Raw genomic sequence first — 18094 nt, 5'->3', positions numbered from 1 at the left:
ACGGGTGACCGCCGCCACACCGGCACCTCAACGTACCCCGTCGGCACGCTGGACCTTACTGTGGATTCAGGAAACCGGTCCAATTCTGGCGAGGGAACTGGTTCACCGGGGTCGAGGGTGGAAGACTTCGGCCGTAACGACGAATTTCGGAGAAGCACGTGGCAGACGACAGGACCGGCCGGGAAGTGGTCCGACCCGGGTCCCGTGCCGTGGAACGCAGCTCGGATGTGGAGAAGCGGCAGATCAGCAACGAGGCCCGCCTCATTCGGGGGGTGTTCCGGGCCGCCGGGCTCGCGGCGGGGACGGCCGTCCGGGGCGGCCAGTGGGCCGTCGGCACCACCTACGAGGTCGGCAAGCAGATCACCCAGGCCGCGCTCGACGGGGAGTCCTCGGCGGAGATCGCCGACCGGGCGGGGACCGCGTTGCAGTCGGTGGCCCGCAACATTCTCGGCGTGACCGAGGGTTCGGTGCGGGAGATCGTCAGCTACGTGCCGACCTCCTCGTCGTCGTCCGGCAACGGGCAGCCGCAGCAGGCCGCGATCACCGCGGGCTACGTCCGGTCGGGCACGCTCGCGGATCTGCGCCGCCGCGGGGACGCGCTGCTGGCCCGGTCGGCGGACGTGTACTTCACCGAGGACGTGCATCCGGCCTACGACCGCATCCTCGATCAGCTCGCGCCCGACGAGGCCCGCATCCTGCGGTTCATGGCGTTGAACGGGCCGCAGCCGTCGGTGGACGTGCGCACCAACCGGCCGCTGGGCATCGGGTCCGAACTCGTCGCCGGGGATCTGACCTCGGTGCCCGAACAGGCCGGGGTGCGCTACCCCGACCGCGCCCGGCTCTACCTGATCAACCTCAACCGCCTCGGTTTGCTGGTCACCTCCGACGATCCGGTGGTGCTGAGCCGGTACATGGTCCTCGAGGTCCAGCCCAATGTGGAGAGCGCGTTGAAGAAGGCCGGGCGGGCACCCAAGATCGTGCGAAAGAGCTTGCGGCTCACCGAGTTCGGTGAGGACTTCTGCCGGACCTGCTTCACGATCAACGGGGGATAGGGAAGGGTCCCGGCCAAAAGCGTGCCGGGACACAGAGGGAGGGCGTCTGAGGACACCGGGGAGGCGTGCGAGATCGCGATCCGATACAGATTTCGCGATCCGTGCGAATCTTCGGCATCCGGTGGGATTGTTGAAGTATGGACTCCGACGCCGTCTCCGCGATCAATCGGCTGAAGTTCCGATATCTTCGCGCCCTCGACACCAAGTCCTGGGACGACTTCGCCGACACCATGATCCCGGAGGCGACGGCGACCTACAGCGAGTACCTGCAATTCGAATCGCGCGACGCGTTCCTGGCGTTCATGCGCAACACCCTCGGGCCGCACGTCATCACCGAGCATCGCTGCGATCATCCGGAGATCGACGTCGACGGCGACACCGCGACGGGGACCTGGTATCTGGCCGACACCGTGCTCATTCCCGGCCACAACATGCTGCTGCGCGGGGCGGCGTTCTACTCCGACCGGTACGTCCGTTGTCAGGACGGTCGCTGGCGCATCGCGCACACCGGCTACGAACGCACCTACGAGGTCGTGCTGTCGCTGTCGGATCTGCCCAGCCTGCGGCTCACCTCGAGCCGGTGGGGGATGCTCGGTCAGGAGGCCGGGGTGCGGCCCGAACCCGACGGCAGCGGACCGGATTCCGCCGAGACCATGGGCTAGTCGGCCGCGGCCACCAGCGGTTCCAGGGTCAGCTCCGACATCTCCTTCTGGATGTACTGCAACCGCCACTTGTCGCTGAACAGCGCGAGGATCGCGCCGTCGGTGCGGGTGAACACCTCCACCCCGCGCTGGCGGTCCAGTTCCGGCGCGGACGCGGCGTCGGTGCGCCGGGCCAGCTGGTAGGGCAGGAAGTCCAGCTGGGTCTCCACCCCGAACTCGGCCTGCATGCGCGCGGTGACCACCTCGAACTGCATCGGGCCGACCGCGGCCAGCACCGGCGAGGCGTCACCGCGGGTGTCGTTGCGCAGCACCTGCACCACACCCTCGGAGTCCAGCTGATCGATGGCCTTGCGGAACTGCTTGTACTTGCCCGCGCTGCGCGCCCGCAGGGTCGCGAAGTGCTCGGGCGCGAAGGACGGGATGGGCGGGAACTCGACCTTCTTGTCCACGTAGAGCGTGTGGCCGGGCGCGAGCGCGGTCGCGTTCACCAGGCCGACCACATCACCCGGATAGGCCGTGTCCACGGTCGACCGTTCCCGGCCGAACACCGTCAGCGCGTACTTGGTCGCGAACGGCCGCCCGGTCTGCGCGTGGGTGACGACCATGCCGCGCTCGAACTCCCCGGACACGATCCGGATGAAGGCCAACCGGTCCCGGTGTGCCGCGTCCATTCCGGCCTGCACCTTGAACACCACCGCCGAGAACGGCTCGACCGGTTCGCGCGGGTGGCCCTGCACGTCCAGCCGCGGGCCGGGCGCGGGCGCGAGCGAGACGAGCGTCTCCAGCAGCTGCCGCACGCCGAAGTTCAGCATGGCCGAGGCGTAGATGACCGGTGAGGTCTGCCCGGCGAGGAACAGCTCCTCGTCGTGGTCCTGGCCCGTCGCCGAGAGCAGTTCGCTCTCCTCGGCCGCGGTGGTCCACGCCTCGCCCTCGCGCTCGGCCGCCTGCTCGGGGGTGTAGGACTCCTCCGGGGCGATGGTCGCGCCGCCCGCGGTGCGCGTGAAGTGGATGTATTCCGTTGCGGCGCCGTCGGTTCCGCGCCGCAGCAGGCCGCGGAAGTCACCGGCGATGCCGACCGGCAGGAACAGCGGGGTCGGGGTGAGGCCGATGCGTTCGCTGATCTCGTCGAGCAGTTCCAGCGGCGCGCGGCCGGGCCGGTCCCACTTGTTGATCACGGTGATGACGGGGATGCCGCGGTGGCGGCACACCTGGAACAGCTTGAGCGTCTGCGGTTCCAGGCCCTTGGCGGCGTCGATGAGCATGACCGCGGCGTCGACGGCGGTCAGCACGCGGTAGGTGTCCTCGGAGAAGTCCGAGTGGCCCGGGGTGTCGACGAGGTTGATCACGCAGTCGCCGTAGTCGAACTGCAACGCGGTCGAACTCACCGAGATGCCGCGTGCCTTCTCCATCTCCATCCAGTCCGAGACCGTCGAACGCCGCCCGGCCTTGCCGTGGATCGCGCCCGCCTCGGAGATCACCTTGGCGTGCAGGGCGAGCGCCTCGGTCAGCGTGGACTTACCGGCGTCGGGATGGGAGATGACCGCGAACGTGCGCCGCCGCGCGACCTCCTCGGCCAGCCGCCCGGGCGTGGTGGTGGCGGAAGGGGAATTCACGGGGAGCGGCTCCTTTTTCGCGGGTCGGCAACCGTTCCAGGGTACTGGACGGGGCGATTCAGTTGCGGTCGAGGTGGCGGGCGACGGTCGTGCGGACCAGCGCCTCGGTGTCGGTGCCCGGGGCGATGAGTTCGATGCTGCGATTGGCGACGAGGGTGGCGATGCCGTGCAGGTTGGCCCACAGTTCCAGGGCCGTCTCGCGCGGGCGGTCCGGGTCGCAGGCGGCGATCAGATCGATCCAGTCGCGGTAGAGGGGCAGGGTGCGGGCGCGCAGGTTCTCGCCGGAGCCCTCGAGCAGGTCGTGGCGGAACATGAGGGTGAACATCTCCGGGCGGTGCGCGGCGAAGCGGAGGTAGGTGCGGGCGAGGTGGTCGACCCGGGTGCGCGGGTCGGGGTCGGTGTGGGTCGCGAATTCGGTTCGCAGATCGGCGAATCCGCGGGCGGCCACGGCGGCGAGCAGGGCGCGGTGGGTGGGGAAGTGGCGGCGGGGGGCGCCGTGGGAGACGCCCGCCTCGCGCGCGATGGCCCGCAGGCCGAGTTCGGCCGCGCCGACCTCCTCCAGGAGGTCGACTCCGGCGTTCACCAGACGTTCCCGCAGGGAGCGCTCGTCCATGGCGGTCATTCTCGCGCGCGGCTGTAGACATTGTCTACAAGGGTGTAGTAGACATTGTCTACGCGAGCTTTCGAAGGGGCTTCCATGTGGTACTGGTTGTTGAAGTACGTCCTGCTCGGCCCGCTGCTGCGGCTGCTCGGGAGGCCCAAAGTCATTGGGCTGCACCATGTTCCGGATGAGGGGCCGGTGATCGTGGCCGCCAATCACCTGGCCGCGATCGATTCGCTGTACCTCGCGCTGGTCCTCCCGAGACGCATCACGTTCATCGCCAAGCAGGAGTACTTCACCGCGACGGGTCTGCGCGGCCGCGTCGAACGCTGGGTCATGACCGCCACCGGCCAGGTCCGCGTCGACCGCACCGGCGGTTCGGCCGCCGCAGACGCCCTCGACGCCGCCGCCCGCATCCTCGAATCCGGCGGCATCTGGGGCATCCACCCCGAGGGCACCCGCTCCCCGGACGGCCGCACCTACCGCGGCCGCACCGGCGTCATCCGCGTCGCCATGCGCACCGGCGCCCCCGTCGTCCCGGTGGCCCTCACCGGCACCGACCGAGTCAACCCCCGCCACCGCCGCCTCCTCCGCTTCGCCCGAGTCCGAATCGAATTCGCCCCACCCCGCCACTTCCTCCCCACCACCCCCGAAGCCGTCCGCACCGCCACCGACACCCTGATGCGCGACCTCGCCAACCGCTCCGGAAACCACTACGTGGACCAGTACGCCACCACCTTCCGATAACCACGAGCCTGTCCCCGGCGTGCCCCCCCTCCATGTCCCCGGCACGCTCTTCGCCGGGGCGGGGCGGCGATTCGGGGCAACTGGACGTGCGTGTTATTCTCTTCGGGTTGTCTCGGCGAGGGTGAGGCACTTCGGTGCGCACCGTGATCGACGCGGCTCGGCTTCCGGCCGTCGTCGCCGTCTTCGCCCGACGAGCAGACCCATTGCCAGGGCAGTCCCTGGCCACTGTTGCAGACCGCCCGGAAAGCCGTAGGAGTTATCTGTCATGTCCGACGTCAGCGTCCTCGAAGCCGCCGTTCGCACCGAGTTCGGCAAGGGTGCCGCGCGCCGCACCCGCCGTGACGGCAATGTGCCCGCCGTGCTGTACGGCCACGGCGAGGCCCCCAAGCATCTGTCGGTCAACGCTCAGGCGTTCGCCGCGATCCTGCGCGAACACGGCGCCAACGCCGTGCTGAACCTCGAGATCGAGGGCAAGAAGCAGCTGGCCCTGACCAAGTCGGTGGTCGTGCACCCGATCCGCCGCTACATCGAGCACGCCGACCTGCTGATCGTGCGCCGCGGCGAGAAGGTCACCGCCGACGTGCCGGTCGCCCTGACCGGTGAGGCCGCCGCGGGCACCCTGGTCACCCAGGACACCACCACCCTGTCGGTGGAGGCCGAGGCCCTCAACATCCCCGAGCAGATCGAGGTCTCCATCGAGGGCGTCGAGGCCGGCACCCAGATCCTCGCGGGCCAGATCGCGCTGCCCAAGGGCGTCACCCTGGCGGTCGACGCCGAGACCCTGATCGTGAACATCATCGAGGCCCCGGCCGCCGAGGCCGCCGCCGAGGAGGGCGAGTCCGCCGAGGGCGAGGCCGAGGCCGAGAGCGCCGAATAATCCCGAAGGCCAACGGTTTTCGATGACATCGTCGGAGGCCGGGCCCGCGCTCGTGGTCGGACTGGGCAACCCCGGTCCCGAATACGAGCGCACCCGGCACAATGTCGGTTTCCTGGTCGCCGACGTGCTCGCCGAGCGCGTCGGCGGCCGGTTCACCGTGCACAAGAAGTCGGGCGCCGACCTGCTCGAGGCCCGGCTCGACGGGCGCAAGGTGCTGCTGGCCAAACCGCGCTCGTTCATGAACGTCTCGGGCCGCCCCGTCGCGGCGCTGGCCCGCTTCTTCTCCGTGCCGCCCACCGAGGTGATCGTCGTCCATGACGAACTCGACCTGCCCTTCGGCACGATCCGCCTCAAGCGCGGGGGCGGCGAGGGCGGCCACAACGGATTGCGTTCGGTCTCCAGCTCATTGACGACCAAGGACTACCTGCGCGTCCGCTTCGGCATCGGCCGTCCCCCCGGCCGCCAGGACCCCGCCGACTTCGTCCTCAAACCCTTCTCGAGTCCCGAGCGCAAGGAACTCCCGGTCATCGTCGAACAGGCCGCCGACGCGGTCGAGCTGCTGCTGCGCGCCGACCTGGAGACCGCTCAGAACCAATTGCACTGAGCCACAAGCTTTGCGGAGCGGGGCGAGCGGGAGCGTGGGCTGGTCCCGCTCGACCCCGCCGCATCGTTATACGGTGGGGATCGCGAACCGGTTCATTCGCGAGTTGCGAGGAGGACGCATGGCGAACCCGTCGGACATCAACGATCGCGTCGCCCTGGTGACGGGCGGTTCCCGCGGCATCGGCCGGGCGATCGCCGTGGCGCTCGCCGACGCGGGCGCGGTGGTGGCGGTCAACTATCGATCCCGCGCGGACGCGGCCGAACAGGTGGTCGCCGAGATTCGCGAACGAGGCGGCACCGCCACGGCTTTCGCGGGCGACGTCTCCATCCCCGACCAGGCCCGCGACCTCATCGATCGGGTGCGCGCCGCGCTCGGCCCGATCGGCGTGCTGGTCAACAACGCGGGCATCGGCCCCGTCGTCGAACTCGACGACCTCACCGAGGACATTTTCGACCAAACCCTGCGCACCAACCTGACCTCCGCGTTCGTCTGCACCCAGGCGGTGCTCGCCGATATGCGGGCCGCGGGATGGGGCCGGATCGTCAACCTGTCCTCCGCCGCCGCGCGCGGACCCGGTGTCGTCGGCGTGCACTACAACGCGTCCAAGGCCGGACTCGAGGGCCTGACCCGGGGCTACGCCGCCCGCCTGGCCCGCGACGGCATCACCGTGAACGCGGTCGCCCCCGGACCCGTCGACACCGATATGGCCGAACCGCTGAAACGCTCCGGCGTCGCCGATCGAATCCCGGTGGGGCGCATGGGAACCGCCGACGAGATCGCCGCCGCCGTGCGTGCGGTGGTGACCAACGGATTCATCACCGGCCAGACGATCTCGGTCAACGGCGGCACCCTCTACGCTTGACCGGCCAGCCGCGCCACGGCGTCGACGAACCGGTCGAGTTCCTCGATCGTCACGAAGCAGTGCGGCGAGGCGCGCACCACCGAATCCAGGCCGCGCGCAGACATGTCCAGCAAGGTCGATCCGCGATGGCTCACCGTGACCGTGATGTCCTGTGCCGCAAGGCGATCGCGCACCTCGACCGGCGCCAGCCCCGCGACGGTGAACGACACGATCCCATTGTGCCGCGTCCCGAGGTCGCGCACGGTGACCCCCGGAATCCCCGGCAGCTCCGCGCGGAGATGCGCGGCGTTCGCCGCGACGGTCGCGTAGACCTGCTCCGGCCCCGCGTCCAGCAGATACCGCACCGCCGCGCCCAGCCCGAGCCGGGCCGCCACATCGCACTCCCAGAACTCGAAGCGCGTGGCCCCCGCGGCGAGCCGATACTCCTCGGGCCCCACCCATTCGGCGCTGTGCAGATCCAGCCGCCCCGGTTCCATGGCGGCCGCCAATTCCGGTCGCACGTACAGGAATCCGGTGCCGCGCGGCCCGCGCAACCATTTGCGCCCGGTCGCCGACAGCGCGTCGACCCCGAATTCGACCACATCGAGGGGGACCTGTCCCGCCGACTGGCACGCGTCCAGCAACACCAGCGCACCCGCCTTGTGCGCGATGTCGACCACCTCGTCGACCGGATTCAGCAGCCCGCCGTTGGTGGGCGCGTGCACCAGCGACACCAGCCGCACCCGCTCGTCCACCATCGCGGCGAACGCGTCGAGGTCGATCTGCCCGGACTCGTCGCCCGGGATCGCCTCGACCGTCGCACCCGTGGCGCGGGCGCGCTGAAGTGCGGCGATGGCATTGCTGGCATAGTCGGAGCCGGACACCAGGATCCGATCGCCGGGCCGCAACGGCACAGAGTAGAAGAAATCCGCCCACGATCGAGAGGCGCTGTCGCTCAGGGCGATACCCGCCGGATCGGCGTTGATCAACGCCCCGATCGCGGACTTCACCGCCGCCAGGTCGTCGAGCCGCTCGTTCGCCGCGCGGTAGCCACCGACCTCGGCCTCCCGGCGCAGATGCGCGATGACCGTATCGAGCACGATCCGGGGCGGCAGCGACGATCCGGCGCTGTCGAGGAAGATCGGCGCGGCGCGGGTCGCGTCGGTGTAGGCGGGGATGTCGGCGCGCAGGCGAGTCTGATCGAGCACGTCCTCGACCTTAGAAGACCGCGTGGAACCGGTGCCGGAAATTTCTCCGGAGCCTTGTTCAGCTGCGGTTTTCCCGCGGGCCTGCCCTATTTGTCACGGATTCGCCAGAAATCTTGTCGGTAGCCGCCGCTACGCTTGGTCGGTCGGCTGGAGATCGCCTTCGGAGGTTGGCATGGCAGTGACGGCGGTGCGAGCGCCCTCGGACGCGGGTTCGGGTTTCTCGTCGCGGGCGGCGGCGGAAGCCTACGTCGGCGGTGTCTGCTTCAAGCAGGGCCCACCCGCGCTCATCGGCGCCGAACTCGAGTGGCTCACCGCGCGGGACGAGCCGTCGGCGCCTGGATCGCGTCCCAGCCTCGGGGGGCTGGCCGACGCACTCGGGCCGCACGCGCCGCGGTCCATCGCCCCCGAATCCCCGGCGCTGCCACTGCCCGGGGGCAGCCGGGTCACGATCGAACCCGGTGGCCAGATCGAACTTTCCAGCGCCCCGTTCGACGACGCCGTCGAATTGTGCGAGCGCCTGCGGGACGACACCCGCCTGCTGGAGCGTCTGCTCCGCTCCCGATCCGTCCGAATCCGTTCCGCCGCGGCCGATTCCGAGCGCCCGGCCGAGCGGCTGTTGCAGCTGCCCCGATACCGGGCCATGGAACGGGCCTTCGCCGGTATCGGCCCGTTCGGCAAACTCATGATGTGCAATACGGCCGCGACGCAGGTCAGCGTCGACGCCGGGGCCGACCCCACCGACATCGCGGCCCGTTGGACCGCGCTCAACGCGGTGGGCCCCGCGCTGGTGGCGGCCTTCGCCTGTTCCCCCGTCCTGCACGGTGCGCCGGTGGGCAACTGGGCCTCCCAGCGCATGCGAACCTGGTTGCGGCTGGACCACATTCGCAGCCGCCCGCCCGTGCGGCACTGGTCGGACCCCATCGCCGAGTACGCGCGGTGGGTGCTGGACGTGCCGCTGCTGTGCGTGCGGCAGGACGACGGCGCGGTCGACTGGGCCGCCCCGCCCGGCGCGACCTTCGCCGACTGGTTGTGCGGCGCGCTCGACGACGAGGTCGGCCGCCGGCCCGACGCCGCCGATCTCGACTACCACCTGACCACGGTCTTCCCGCCGGTGCGCGCGTCCGGGTACTTCGAGGTCCGCTACATCGACGCCCAGCCCGGCGACGGCTGGACGGTCCCCATCCACGTCATCGACGCCCTGCTGTGCACGCCCGCCGTGGTCGCCGAGGCCACGAGGCTCGCCGAACCGGTCGCGGACCGCTGGCTGGAGGCCGCCCGCTGCGGCCTGGCCGACCCCGAAATCCGTTCGGCGGCAGTGCGATTGCTGACACTGGCGACCGACAACGCGCGCTCGGCGGCGGCCCGGGACCAACTGGCCGCGGCGGTGCGCCGATGTCGCGACGGCCGCATGCCCACCGAGGAAGACAGCGATCGATTCGGAGCGAGTTCATGACCACCCATCTCACCGGCACCGACCGTGCCGAGACCGAGCGCCTGCGCGAGAAGATCGCGCGCACCCTCACCCGGTCCCGCGCCCGCACCGCGGCCCTGACCGACTGCGTCGACGAGGCCGAACTCGTGGCGCAGCACTCCCGGCTGATGAGCCCGCTGGTCTGGGACCTCGCGCACATCGGCAACCAGGAGGAGCTGTGGCTGGTGCGCGACGTCGGCGGGCGCGAACCGGTGCGCGCCGACATCGACCACCTCTACGACGCCTTCCAGCATCCGCGCGCCGACCGGCCCGCCCTGCCGCTGCTCGATCCCGCCGAGGCGCGCGGCTATGTCGGCTCGGTGCGGGACAAGGTGTGGGATGTGCTGGCGGACAATCGATTACGCGGCGCCCGCCTCATCGACGGCGGCTTCGCCTTCGGCATGATCGCCCAGCACGAGCAGCAGCACGACGAGACCATGCTCGCCACCCATCAGCTGCGCACCGGGAAGACCGTCCTGACCGCGTCCCCGGCCCCGTCCGCCGCGGTGCCGGTGACGGGCGAAATCGTCGTTCCCGCAGGCGAATTCACCATGGGCACCTCCACCGACCCGTGGGCGCTGGACAACGAGCGGCCCGCCCATCCGGTGTTCGTGCCCGGCTTCGCCATCGACGCGGCCCCGGTGACCAACGCGCAATACATCGAGTTCATCGAGGACGGCGGCTACGAGCGACCCGAGCTGTGGTCCGAACGCGGTTGGGCGCATCGCACCGAGGCGGGCCTCGTCGCGCCGCAGTTCTGGGAGCGCGACGGCGACGGCCGCTGGTGGCGCAGGGTTTTCGGCACCATGCGCCTGGTCCGCCCGCAGCAGCCGGTGGTGCACGTCTGCTGGTTCGAGGCCGAGGCGTACGCGAGGTGGGCCGGGAAGCGGCTGCCGACCGAGGCGGAGTGGGAGAAGGCCGCCCGCTTCGATCCGCCCACCGGACGGTCCCGCGACTATCCGTGGGGCGACGCCGAACCCGACGAGCGGACCGCCAATCTGGGCCAGCGGCATCTGGAACCGGCCGACGTGGGCGCGTATCCGCTCGGCGCGTCCCCGCTCGGGGTGCATCAGCTCATCGGCGACGTGTGGGAGTGGACGTCTTCGGGCTTCGATCCCTATCCCGGCTTCGAGGCGTTCCCGTACCGCGAGTACTCCGAGGTCTTCTTCGGCGGTGACTACAAGGTCCTGCGCGGCGGCTCCTTCGGCACCGATCAGGTCGCCTGCCGCGGCACCTTCCGCAACTGGGACCACCCCATCCGCCGCCAGATCTTCGCCGGCTTCCGCCTCGCCCGCGACCTGACCCCCGACGAACGCTGATGTGCCGACACCTCGGCTACCTCGGCCCGCCGACTCCCGTGGGCGACCTGCTCACCCGGGGCGACTATTCGCTGCGCACCCAGGCGTGGGCGCCCCGCGACATGCGCGGCGGCGGCACCATCAACGCCGACGGCTTCGGCGTCGCGTGGTGGGCGCCCGCGCCCGGTCGCGAGACCGAGAACATCGGCGCCCGCGCCCACGGTGGCCCGCTCGACGGTCGCGGCTCGGGTGGCGCCCCCACCTCCGCCGCCGGTTCGGTCACCACGCGGTACCGCAACCCCGCCCCCATCTGGTCGGATCCGGCCGTGGACGAGGTACTGCCGCAACTGAATTCGCACGCCGTCCTGGCCGCCGTCCGCTCGGCCACCGTCGGCATGCCCGTCGAACGCACCGCCTGCGCGCCGTTCACCCACGGCCGCTGGGCCTTCAGCCACAACGGCGTCATCCAGGACTGGCAGGCCACGCTCACGGCCGTCGCCGCCCGGTTCGACGCCCCGCCGCTGATCGAAGCCGAATCCCGCACCGATTCCGCCACGTTCTGGGTCATCCTGCGCGGCCTGCTGGACCGCGAGGCCGACCGCAACGTCGCCGAGCCCGCACCCGCCGCCCGCGCCCACTCCGCCCCCGATGTCCGCGCCCACTCCGCCCCCGGCGCTCGGGCTGAGTCCGCCCGCGATGCCCGCGCCGGGTCCGCCCCCGATGTCCCGGGCGACATCGGTGCGGCGAGAAACGCCGAGGTCTTGTCGCCGAGCCCGGCGCGACAGCCGGATCGCGTCGCGGCGATCCTGCGCGAGGCGGCGCTTGCGGTCCTGGCCCACGCCCCGAACGCCCGCCTCAACCTGCTGCTCGGCGACGGCGAAACCCTCTGGGCCACAACCGTTCACCACGCGCTGTCGGTCCTGGTCACCGACAAGGTCGCGGTGATCGCCTCCGAACCCTACGACGACGACCCGCGCTGGCGGGCGATTCCCGACCGGCGGCTGGTGACGGCCCGGCCGGGGACGCTGACCGTCGCACCGCTCGATCCCGATGAATCCGAAAGGCCGACTTCATGACCGCTCCGACGCTGGAGATCCACCTCACCGACGACGACCTGACCGCCGCCCTCCGGTCGGATGCCCGCGCGGGGCTCACCGCCAGCCCGAAGTCCCTGCCGCCCAAGTGGTTCTACGACGCGCGCGGCAGCGAGCTGTTCGAGGCCATCACCCAGCTGCCCGAGTACTACCCGACCCGCACCGAACGCGCCCTCCTGGAACAGGTCGTCGGCGAGATCGCCCGCATCGCGCGGGCCGAGGTGCTGGTCGAACTCGGCTCCGGCTCGGCCGCCAAGACCCGCCTGCTCCTCGACGCGCTGAGCGCCGCCGGACCGCTGAAAACCTATGTCCCGCAGGATGTCTCGGAATCCGCCCTGCGCGGCGCGGCCGCCGAGGTCGCGGCCGAATTCCCGGGCCTCGCGGTGCACGGCGTGGTCAGCGACTTCACCGACACGCTGCACAACCTCCCGCGCGGCGGCCGCCGCATGATCGCCTTCCTCGGCGGCACCATCGGCAACTTCGCGCCCGCCGAACGCGCCGAATTCCTCACCGCCATCGCGCAGGTCCTCGAGCCGGGTGAACAACTACTGCTGGGCGCGGGCCTGGTCATCGACCCGTCGGTGCTCGTCCCCGCCTACGACGACGCGGCCGGGGTGACCGCCGAGTTCAACCGCAACGTCCTCTATGTCCTGAACTCCCGGCTGCGCGCCGACTTCGATCCGGAGGCGTTCCGCCACATAGCGATCTGGGACGCGGCGAACGAGTGGATCGAGATGCGCCTCGAGGCGACCCGCGATATGACCGTCACCGTCGCCGATCTCGATCTGACCGTGCGGTTCGCCGCGGGCGAGCAGATGCGCACGGAGATCTCCGCCAAATTCCGCGTCGACGGTCTCACCGCCGAACTCGACCGCGCCGGATTCACCACCGAACACGCCTGGACCGATCCGTTACAGCGCTTCGCGCTGGTGCTCGCCGAACGACGCTGAGCGGCGGTCAGGTCCCGACGACCGCGCCGAGCCACTCCACGAGCGGCCGCAGCGTCTCCCACGCCTGCCGGATCTCCTTTGCGGCACGCGGGGTTTCGAGCCAATCGGGTGCGCCGAAATCCTTGCTGACCCGCAGCGACTTGTGCCGCAGCAGGTCGATCCGCGGGTGGTCGGCGGCGAAGCCCTTGGGCCGGGTCTTCAACCGCTCGCCGCCGATCGTGAATCCGACGGCGGCGAGCCCGGCGAGGATCTGCTCGAGCTCGGGTCCGCGCACCTCGTCATCGATCGTGGTGCGCAGCCGCGCGAGCTGTTCGGGTGTGGGCGAATACAATCCGCCCGCCACGAGCAGCCCCGGCGCGCCGACCTGCACGTACCACCCGGTGCCGGGCGCGATCCGCACGACCGCGCCCTGATGATTCTTGTAGGGCCGCTTGTCGGCGGCGAACCGCACGTCCCGATAGGGCCGGAAGATCCGGGGCTCGCCGAAGTCCGCCTCCAGCTCCGCGCACAGCGCGACCATCGGCTCGCGTACCGCCGTGTCGTAGACATGCTTGTGCGCGGTCCAGAACGCCTTCGAGTTGTCGGCCTCGAGATCCTCGTAGAAGTCGAGGCCGGCGACGGGGAACCCGGTGAAGCCCATCGATCCCGAGGTCAGGCGTTCCCGTTGAAAAGCCCGGTGACCGAGCCGTTCTCGAAGACCTCGCGGATCGTGCGCGCCAGCAGCGGCGCGATCGACAGCACGGTCAGGCTCGGGAACTTCTTGTCCTCGGTGATCGGCAGCGTGTTGGTCACGATGACCTCCTTCGCGCCGCACGCCGCCAGCCGCTCGGCCGCCGGGGAGGACAGCACGCCGTGGGTGGCGGCGATGACCACGTCACCCGCGCCCGCCTCGCGCAGCACGCGCACGGCCTCGGCGATGGTGCCGCCGGTGTCGATCATGTCGTCGATCAGGATGCAGGTGCGGCCGTCGACGTCACCGACCGGGCGATGCGATTTGACCTGGTTGGGCACCAGCGGATCGCGGGTCTTGTGGATGAACGCCACCGGCGCGCCGCCGAGCGCGTCGGCCCACTTCTCGGCGACCTTCACGCGGCCCGCGTCGGGGGAGACGACCGTGATGTGGTCGAGGGTGTAGTGCGTGCGCACGTACTCCGACAGCTGGATCAGCGCGTGCATGTGATCGACCGGGCCGTCGAAGAAGCCCTGGATCTGATCGGTGTGCAGGTCGACGGTGATGATGCGGTCGGCGCCCGCGGTCTTGAGCATGTCGGCGATCAGGCGGGCGGAGATGGGCTCGCGGCCGCGGTGCTTCTTGTCCTGCCGGGCGTACGGGTAGAACGGCAGCACCGCGGTGATCCGCTTGGCCGAACCGCGCTTGAGCGCGTCGATCATGATCAGCTGTTCCATCACCCACTGGTTCAGCGGGGCCGGAAAGCTTTGCAGCACAAAGGCGTCCGAGCCGCGCACCGACTCCTCGAACCGGACGAAGATCTCGCCGTTGGCGAAGTCGCGAGCGGTTTGCGGGGTGATGGAGACGTCCAGCTCTTTCGCGACCTGCTCGGCCAGCTCGGGATGGGCGCGCCCCGAGAACAGCATCAGGTTCTTCTGGTTATCCGTCGAGAACGCGGTCACTCTCTGTCGCCATCCTTTTGCTCGGTTGCCTGACTCGCGTGCGTGTCGGCCGCTGTCGCCGCCGCTGCCGCCTGCGCCGCAGCGGTACCCGCTCGGTTCCGCTGCACCCAGCCCTCAATATTGCGCTGTGCTCCACCCGACACGGCGAGCGCCCCGGGCGGAACGTTTCTACGCAGCACAGTACCCGCCCCGGTATAGGCGCCGTCACCCACCGTGACCGGGGCGACGAACATGTTGTCGCTCCCGGTGCGCACATGGGAACCGATCACCGTGTGATGCTTGTTCACCCCGTCGTAGTTCACGAAGACACTGGACGCGCCGATGTTGCTGTACTCGCCGATCGTCGCGTCGCCGACGTAGCTCAGATGCGGCACCTTCGAGTGCGCGCCGATGCTCGCGTTCTTGGTCTCGACGAATGCCCCGAGCTTGCCCGATTCGCCGACGAGCGTGCCCGGCCGCAGGTAGGCGAAGGGTCCGATGTTCGCGCCGGGGCCGATGGTCGCGCCCTCGCCGTGCGTGCGGACCACCTTCGCGCCGTCGCCGACGACCACATCGGTGAGGGTGCTGTCCGGGCCGACCTCCGCGTCCTCGCCGATGACGGTCGTGCCCAGCAACTGCACGCCCGGCCGCAGCACCGCGTCGCGGCCGATGCGCACCCCGGCGTCGACCCACGTGCTCGCGGGATCGATGACGGTGACGCCCGCGCGCATGTGGCGCTCGAGGATGTAGCGGTTGAGGGTGCGCGCGGCCGCGGCCATCTGCACGCGGTCGTTCACGCCGGTCACCTTGTTGGCGTCGACCAGTCGCGCGCCGTGCACGGGATGGCCCGCCTCGCGCGCGAGTTTGAGCACATCGGTGAGATACAGCTCGTGCTGGGCGTTGGCGGTGGTGAGCCGCCCGATCATGGTGCGCAGCACGGTCACGTCGAAAACGTAGACGCCCGAATTGACTTCGTTGATGGCGGCCTGTTCCGGTGTGGCGTCGGCGTGTTCGACGATCTCGAGCACATGCCCCTCGGCGTCGCGCACGATGCGGCCGTAACCGTTGGGGTCCTCGGGCACGAACGTCAGCACCGTCACCGCCGACCGCTCGCGATAGCTGCGATGGTCGGCCAGCAGTGCCGAGAGCGTGTGGCCGTCGAGCAGCGGGACGTCCGCGGAGGTGACGAGCAGGTCGCCGGTGAAGTCCTCCGGCACCGCCGACAGCGCGCACTGCACGGCGTGTCCGGTGCCGAGCTGCTCCTCCTGCACGGCCGCGGTGATCTCGCGACGCAGTTCGGCCGCAACGGAATTCATCGCCGCGCCCACCTGATCCCGATCGTGTCCGATCACGGTGATGAGGTACGCGGGGTCGATCTCGTTCGCCGCATGCAGCGCGTGCGCGAGCATGCTGCGGCCGGCGAGTGCATGCAACACCTTGGGGGTCTTGGACCGCATTCGGGTTCCGGCACCGGCGGCGAGAACGACGACGGCGGTCTGCTGTGGCATGGATCTCCCTCGGCTGCCTGTCATCGTGCTTGGTGGGGCTGTCGTGGTCGGGCTGATCGGACGCGGACACACGATATACGCCTGCGCCCCCGAGCTCCGCCGCCAGGACTCGAACCTGGACTAACTGAACCAAAATCAGTGGTGCTGCCATTACACTACGGCGGATTGCCACACCGGCGGATCGCTCGGATCCGTCGCTGCGCCACGGCACGCGGAATGATCCTCGCACGCCGAGGCCCAAACGTCGAACCGCTTCTCCGTTTTCCGGTGCCCGTGTCGATAGGGTACAGACGGTTGGAAGAATCATCGCAGGTGATCGGGAGGCGAAGGGCGGGTGCATCGATGACGTCGGGAGAGGTGGGCCGCACGGCGCGCCAGCGCATGACGGGAACCCAACGGCGTCAGCAGTTGATCGAGATCGGCCGGGCGCTGTTCGCCGAACGCGGTTACGACGCGACGTCCATCGAGGAGATCGCCCAACGCGCGCAGGTGTCCAAACCCGTTGTGTACGAACACTTCGGCGGTAAGGAGGGGCTCTACGCCGTGGTGGTCGACCGGGAGATGTCGACGCTGCTGAACATGATCACGTCCTCGCTCACCCGCAACCGTTCCCGGGTGCGGCTCGAACAGGTGGCACTGGCGTTGCTGACCTACATGGAGGAGCGCACCGACGGTTTCCGAATCCTCATGCGCGACCAACCGGTCTCGGCCGCGGAGGGCACCTACTCGAGTCTGCTCAACGAGGCGGTCAATCAGGTCGCGCACATCCTCGCCGGGGATTTCGAACGCCGCGGCTTCGACACCAGTCTCGCGACGCTCTACGCGCAGGCGCTGGTCGGCATGGTGGCGACGGCCGCGACGTGGTGGCTCGACGAGCGCAGCCCCTCCAAGGAGGTGGTCGCCGCGCATCTGGTCAACCTGTGCTGGAACGGGCTGACCCATCTCGAGGCCGACCCCCAACTGGCCTCGCAGTGGCCGCACGGAACCACTACCTGAGGGGTGCTCGAACCGTACCGGGGGTAATGGGGGTGGAACTGGACAGTTAACCCAAAATTTGCGACGGAGGCTGGTCTGAATGCTCGATTCCACTGCCGCGGGCCGGTCGGGTGGTACGGTTCACCCATCCTTCCAGTGCTGTTCGAGCTGTGATGTCGGTCAACTTCGGGATGTCGGTCTACTTCAGGATGGCTGGTTTGATGACAGGCGGATCTGATGGCTAGGCAAGCGCGTGCGGAGATCACCCGCGATTCCGTCCTCGCCGGCGCGGCCGATGTCTTTCTGCGGTTGGGCTACGCGAACGCGAGCCTGAGCGAGATCATCGCGCAGTCCAATGTGACCAAGGGCGCCTTGTACTTTCACTTCGGCTCCAAGGAGGAGCTGGCCCGCGCGGTGGTCGACCAGGGCAACGAACGACTGGTCAGCGCGTGCCAGGGCTTCTTCGACCCGCGGGTGCCCGCGCTCGAGGCGTGCATCGGGATCACCTACGTGGTGGCCGATCTGACCATGAACGACCCGATGGTCGGCGCGATGCTCAAACTCACCCACCAGATCGGCGACTACCGCGGCGCCACCGGCGAGAACATCGCCAAGACCTGGGGCGAGACGCACCGATTACTCGCCGAACGCGCCATCGCCCAGGGCGACCTCAAACCCGAACTCGACCCCGAGACCATCGGCCTGCTCCTCCAGGAGATGACCGCGGGCGTCCACATCACCGCCGTCGGCACCGACTCCATCGACCAGATGGCCCTCCGCATGGAACGCGTCTGGTACTTCCTGCTCCCCTCCATCGTCCCGGAGGAGAAGGTCGCCTACTTCCGCGAATTCGCGGCCCGCAGGCTCCGCCGCTACGTGCCGTGACTTTGGCCTTCGCTTCGCTTCGGCGTGTTCGTGGCCCTGAGTCTCGCCGTTCAGCGGTCGAGACTCGCGCTTCGCGCATGCGCTTCGACCGCTGAAC

The 18094-nt window shown here is 69.7% G+C and carries 18 protein-coding genes and 1 tRNA gene; 12 read left to right on the top strand and 7 right to left on the bottom strand.

The window, feature by feature from the left end; all coding sequences use genetic code 11:
- Nucleotides 1-209: 209 nt before the first annotated feature.
- Together ACWDSJ_RS32570 and ACWDSJ_RS32565 are read left to right on the top strand one after the other, a co-directional pair.
- A complete protein-coding gene (locus tag ACWDSJ_RS32570; RefSeq protein WP_450036505.1) occupies nucleotides 210-1052 on the top strand; it encodes an Abi-alpha family protein in 843 nt (280 codons plus the stop codon).
- A gap of 137 nt (nucleotides 1053-1189) precedes the next feature.
- The gene (locus ACWDSJ_RS32565) at nucleotides 1190-1714 is read left to right on the top strand and encodes a nuclear transport factor 2 family protein (RefSeq protein WP_387360094.1); all 525 of its coding nucleotides are present in this window, start codon (nucleotides 1190-1192) and stop codon (nucleotides 1712-1714) included.
- On the opposite strand, the gene ACWDSJ_RS32560 is transcribed toward ACWDSJ_RS32565, so the two are convergent.
- Together ACWDSJ_RS32560 and ACWDSJ_RS32555 are read right to left on the bottom strand one after the other, a co-directional pair.
- Nucleotides 1711-3327 (bottom strand): peptide chain release factor 3, encoded by a 1617-nt coding sequence (locus ACWDSJ_RS32560; RefSeq protein ID WP_450036504.1) that lies wholly within the window; start codon nucleotides 3325-3327, stop codon nucleotides 1711-1713. The two genes, ACWDSJ_RS32565 and ACWDSJ_RS32560, sit on opposite strands and share 4 nt — an antisense overlap.
- A 58-nt stretch (nucleotides 3328-3385) precedes the next feature.
- On the bottom strand, nucleotides 3386-3940 hold the full coding sequence (locus ACWDSJ_RS32555) for a TetR/AcrR family transcriptional regulator (protein WP_450036503.1): 555 nt from the start codon (nucleotides 3938-3940) through the stop codon (nucleotides 3386-3388).
- Nucleotides 3941-4024: 84 nt separating this feature from the next.
- Here ACWDSJ_RS32555 and ACWDSJ_RS32550 point away from each other — a divergent pair, with 84 nt between their 5' ends.
- The 4 genes from ACWDSJ_RS32550 (at nucleotide 4025) to ACWDSJ_RS32535 (ending at nucleotide 7018) form a co-directional block, all read left to right on the top strand.
- On the top strand, nucleotides 4025-4675 hold the full coding sequence (locus tag ACWDSJ_RS32550) for a lysophospholipid acyltransferase family protein (RefSeq protein ID WP_450036502.1): 651 nt from the start codon (nucleotides 4025-4027) through the stop codon (nucleotides 4673-4675).
- 265 nt (nucleotides 4676-4940) lie between these two features.
- Nucleotides 4941-5552 (top strand): 50S ribosomal protein L25/general stress protein Ctc, encoded by a 612-nt coding sequence (locus tag ACWDSJ_RS32545; RefSeq protein ID WP_450036501.1) that lies wholly within the window; start codon nucleotides 4941-4943, stop codon nucleotides 5550-5552.
- 22 nt (nucleotides 5553-5574) lie between these two features.
- Nucleotides 5575-6156 (top strand): aminoacyl-tRNA hydrolase, encoded by a 582-nt coding sequence (gene pth / locus ACWDSJ_RS32540; RefSeq protein ID WP_450036499.1) that lies wholly within the window; start codon nucleotides 5575-5577, stop codon nucleotides 6154-6156.
- A gap of 118 nt (nucleotides 6157-6274) precedes the next feature.
- A complete protein-coding gene (locus tag ACWDSJ_RS32535; RefSeq protein ID WP_450036497.1) occupies nucleotides 6275-7018 on the top strand; it encodes an SDR family NAD(P)-dependent oxidoreductase in 744 nt (247 codons plus the stop codon).
- Here ACWDSJ_RS32535 and ACWDSJ_RS32530 read toward each other — a convergent pair.
- Nucleotides 7009-8205, bottom strand: coding sequence for an aminotransferase class V-fold PLP-dependent enzyme (locus ACWDSJ_RS32530; protein WP_450036496.1), 1197 nt, complete (start codon nucleotides 8203-8205; stop codon nucleotides 7009-7011). The two genes, ACWDSJ_RS32535 and ACWDSJ_RS32530, sit on opposite strands and share 10 nt — an antisense overlap.
- A gap of 172 nt (nucleotides 8206-8377) precedes the next feature.
- On the opposite strand from ACWDSJ_RS32530, the gene egtA reads away from it, so the two are divergent.
- The 4 genes from egtA to egtD are packed head-to-tail and all read left to right on the top strand — an operon-like array spanning nucleotide 8378 to nucleotide 13018.
- Nucleotides 8378-9658, top strand: coding sequence for an ergothioneine biosynthesis glutamate--cysteine ligase EgtA (gene egtA, locus ACWDSJ_RS32525; RefSeq protein WP_450036494.1), 1281 nt, complete (start codon nucleotides 8378-8380; stop codon nucleotides 9656-9658).
- Complete coding sequence (egtB, locus tag ACWDSJ_RS32520; RefSeq protein ID WP_450036492.1) at nucleotides 9655-10995, top strand: ergothioneine biosynthesis protein EgtB; 1341 nt, start codon at nucleotides 9655-9657, stop codon at nucleotides 10993-10995. Before egtA ends, egtB begins: the two co-directional genes overlap by 4 nt.
- Complete coding sequence (locus tag ACWDSJ_RS32515; protein ID WP_450036491.1) at nucleotides 10995-12050, top strand: ergothioneine biosynthesis protein EgtC; 1056 nt, start codon at nucleotides 10995-10997, stop codon at nucleotides 12048-12050. The genes egtB and ACWDSJ_RS32515 overlap by 1 nt, the downstream gene beginning before the upstream one ends.
- Nucleotides 12047-13018, top strand: coding sequence for an L-histidine N(alpha)-methyltransferase (gene egtD / locus ACWDSJ_RS32510; protein ID WP_450036489.1), 972 nt, complete (start codon nucleotides 12047-12049; stop codon nucleotides 13016-13018). Before ACWDSJ_RS32515 ends, egtD begins: the two co-directional genes overlap by 4 nt.
- A gap of 7 nt (nucleotides 13019-13025) precedes the next feature.
- On the opposite strand, the gene ACWDSJ_RS32505 is transcribed toward egtD, so the two are convergent.
- From ACWDSJ_RS32505 to ACWDSJ_RS32490, 4 genes are all read right to left on the bottom strand, one after another.
- The gene (locus tag ACWDSJ_RS32505) at nucleotides 13026-13658 is read right to left on the bottom strand and encodes a DUF2461 domain-containing protein (RefSeq protein ID WP_450036487.1); all 633 of its coding nucleotides are present in this window, start codon (nucleotides 13656-13658) and stop codon (nucleotides 13026-13028) included.
- Nucleotides 13659-13669: 11 nt separating this feature from the next.
- A complete protein-coding gene (locus ACWDSJ_RS32500) occupies nucleotides 13670-14650 on the bottom strand; it encodes a ribose-phosphate diphosphokinase (RefSeq protein ID WP_450036485.1) in 981 nt (326 codons plus the stop codon).
- Complete coding sequence (glmU, locus tag ACWDSJ_RS32495) at nucleotides 14647-16137, bottom strand: bifunctional UDP-N-acetylglucosamine diphosphorylase/glucosamine-1-phosphate N-acetyltransferase GlmU (RefSeq protein WP_450036483.1); 1491 nt, start codon at nucleotides 16135-16137, stop codon at nucleotides 14647-14649. Before glmU ends, ACWDSJ_RS32500 begins: the two co-directional genes overlap by 4 nt.
- 94 nt (nucleotides 16138-16231) lie before the next feature.
- Nucleotides 16232-16302, bottom strand: a tRNA-Gln gene (locus ACWDSJ_RS32490).
- A gap of 177 nt (nucleotides 16303-16479) precedes the next feature.
- On the opposite strand from ACWDSJ_RS32490, the gene ACWDSJ_RS32485 reads away from it, so the two are divergent.
- Nucleotides 16480-17133 carry a TetR/AcrR family transcriptional regulator gene (locus tag ACWDSJ_RS32485; protein ID WP_387360124.1) on the top strand — a complete coding sequence of 218 codons (654 nt, stop codon included), beginning with the start codon at nucleotides 16480-16482 and terminating at the stop codon, nucleotides 17131-17133.
- A 216-nt stretch (nucleotides 17134-17349) separates the two neighbouring features.
- Nucleotides 17350-17997 (top strand): TetR family transcriptional regulator, encoded by a 648-nt coding sequence (locus tag ACWDSJ_RS32480; protein ID WP_387360126.1) that lies wholly within the window; start codon nucleotides 17350-17352, stop codon nucleotides 17995-17997.
- The last annotated feature ends 97 nt before the right edge of the window (nucleotides 17998-18094 follow it).

The sequence above is a fragment of the Nocardia sp. NPDC003482 genome (assembly GCF_053588115.1).
Note: the sequence above shows the minus strand (reverse complement) of the source record. Positions and strands in the feature narration are given on the sequence as shown.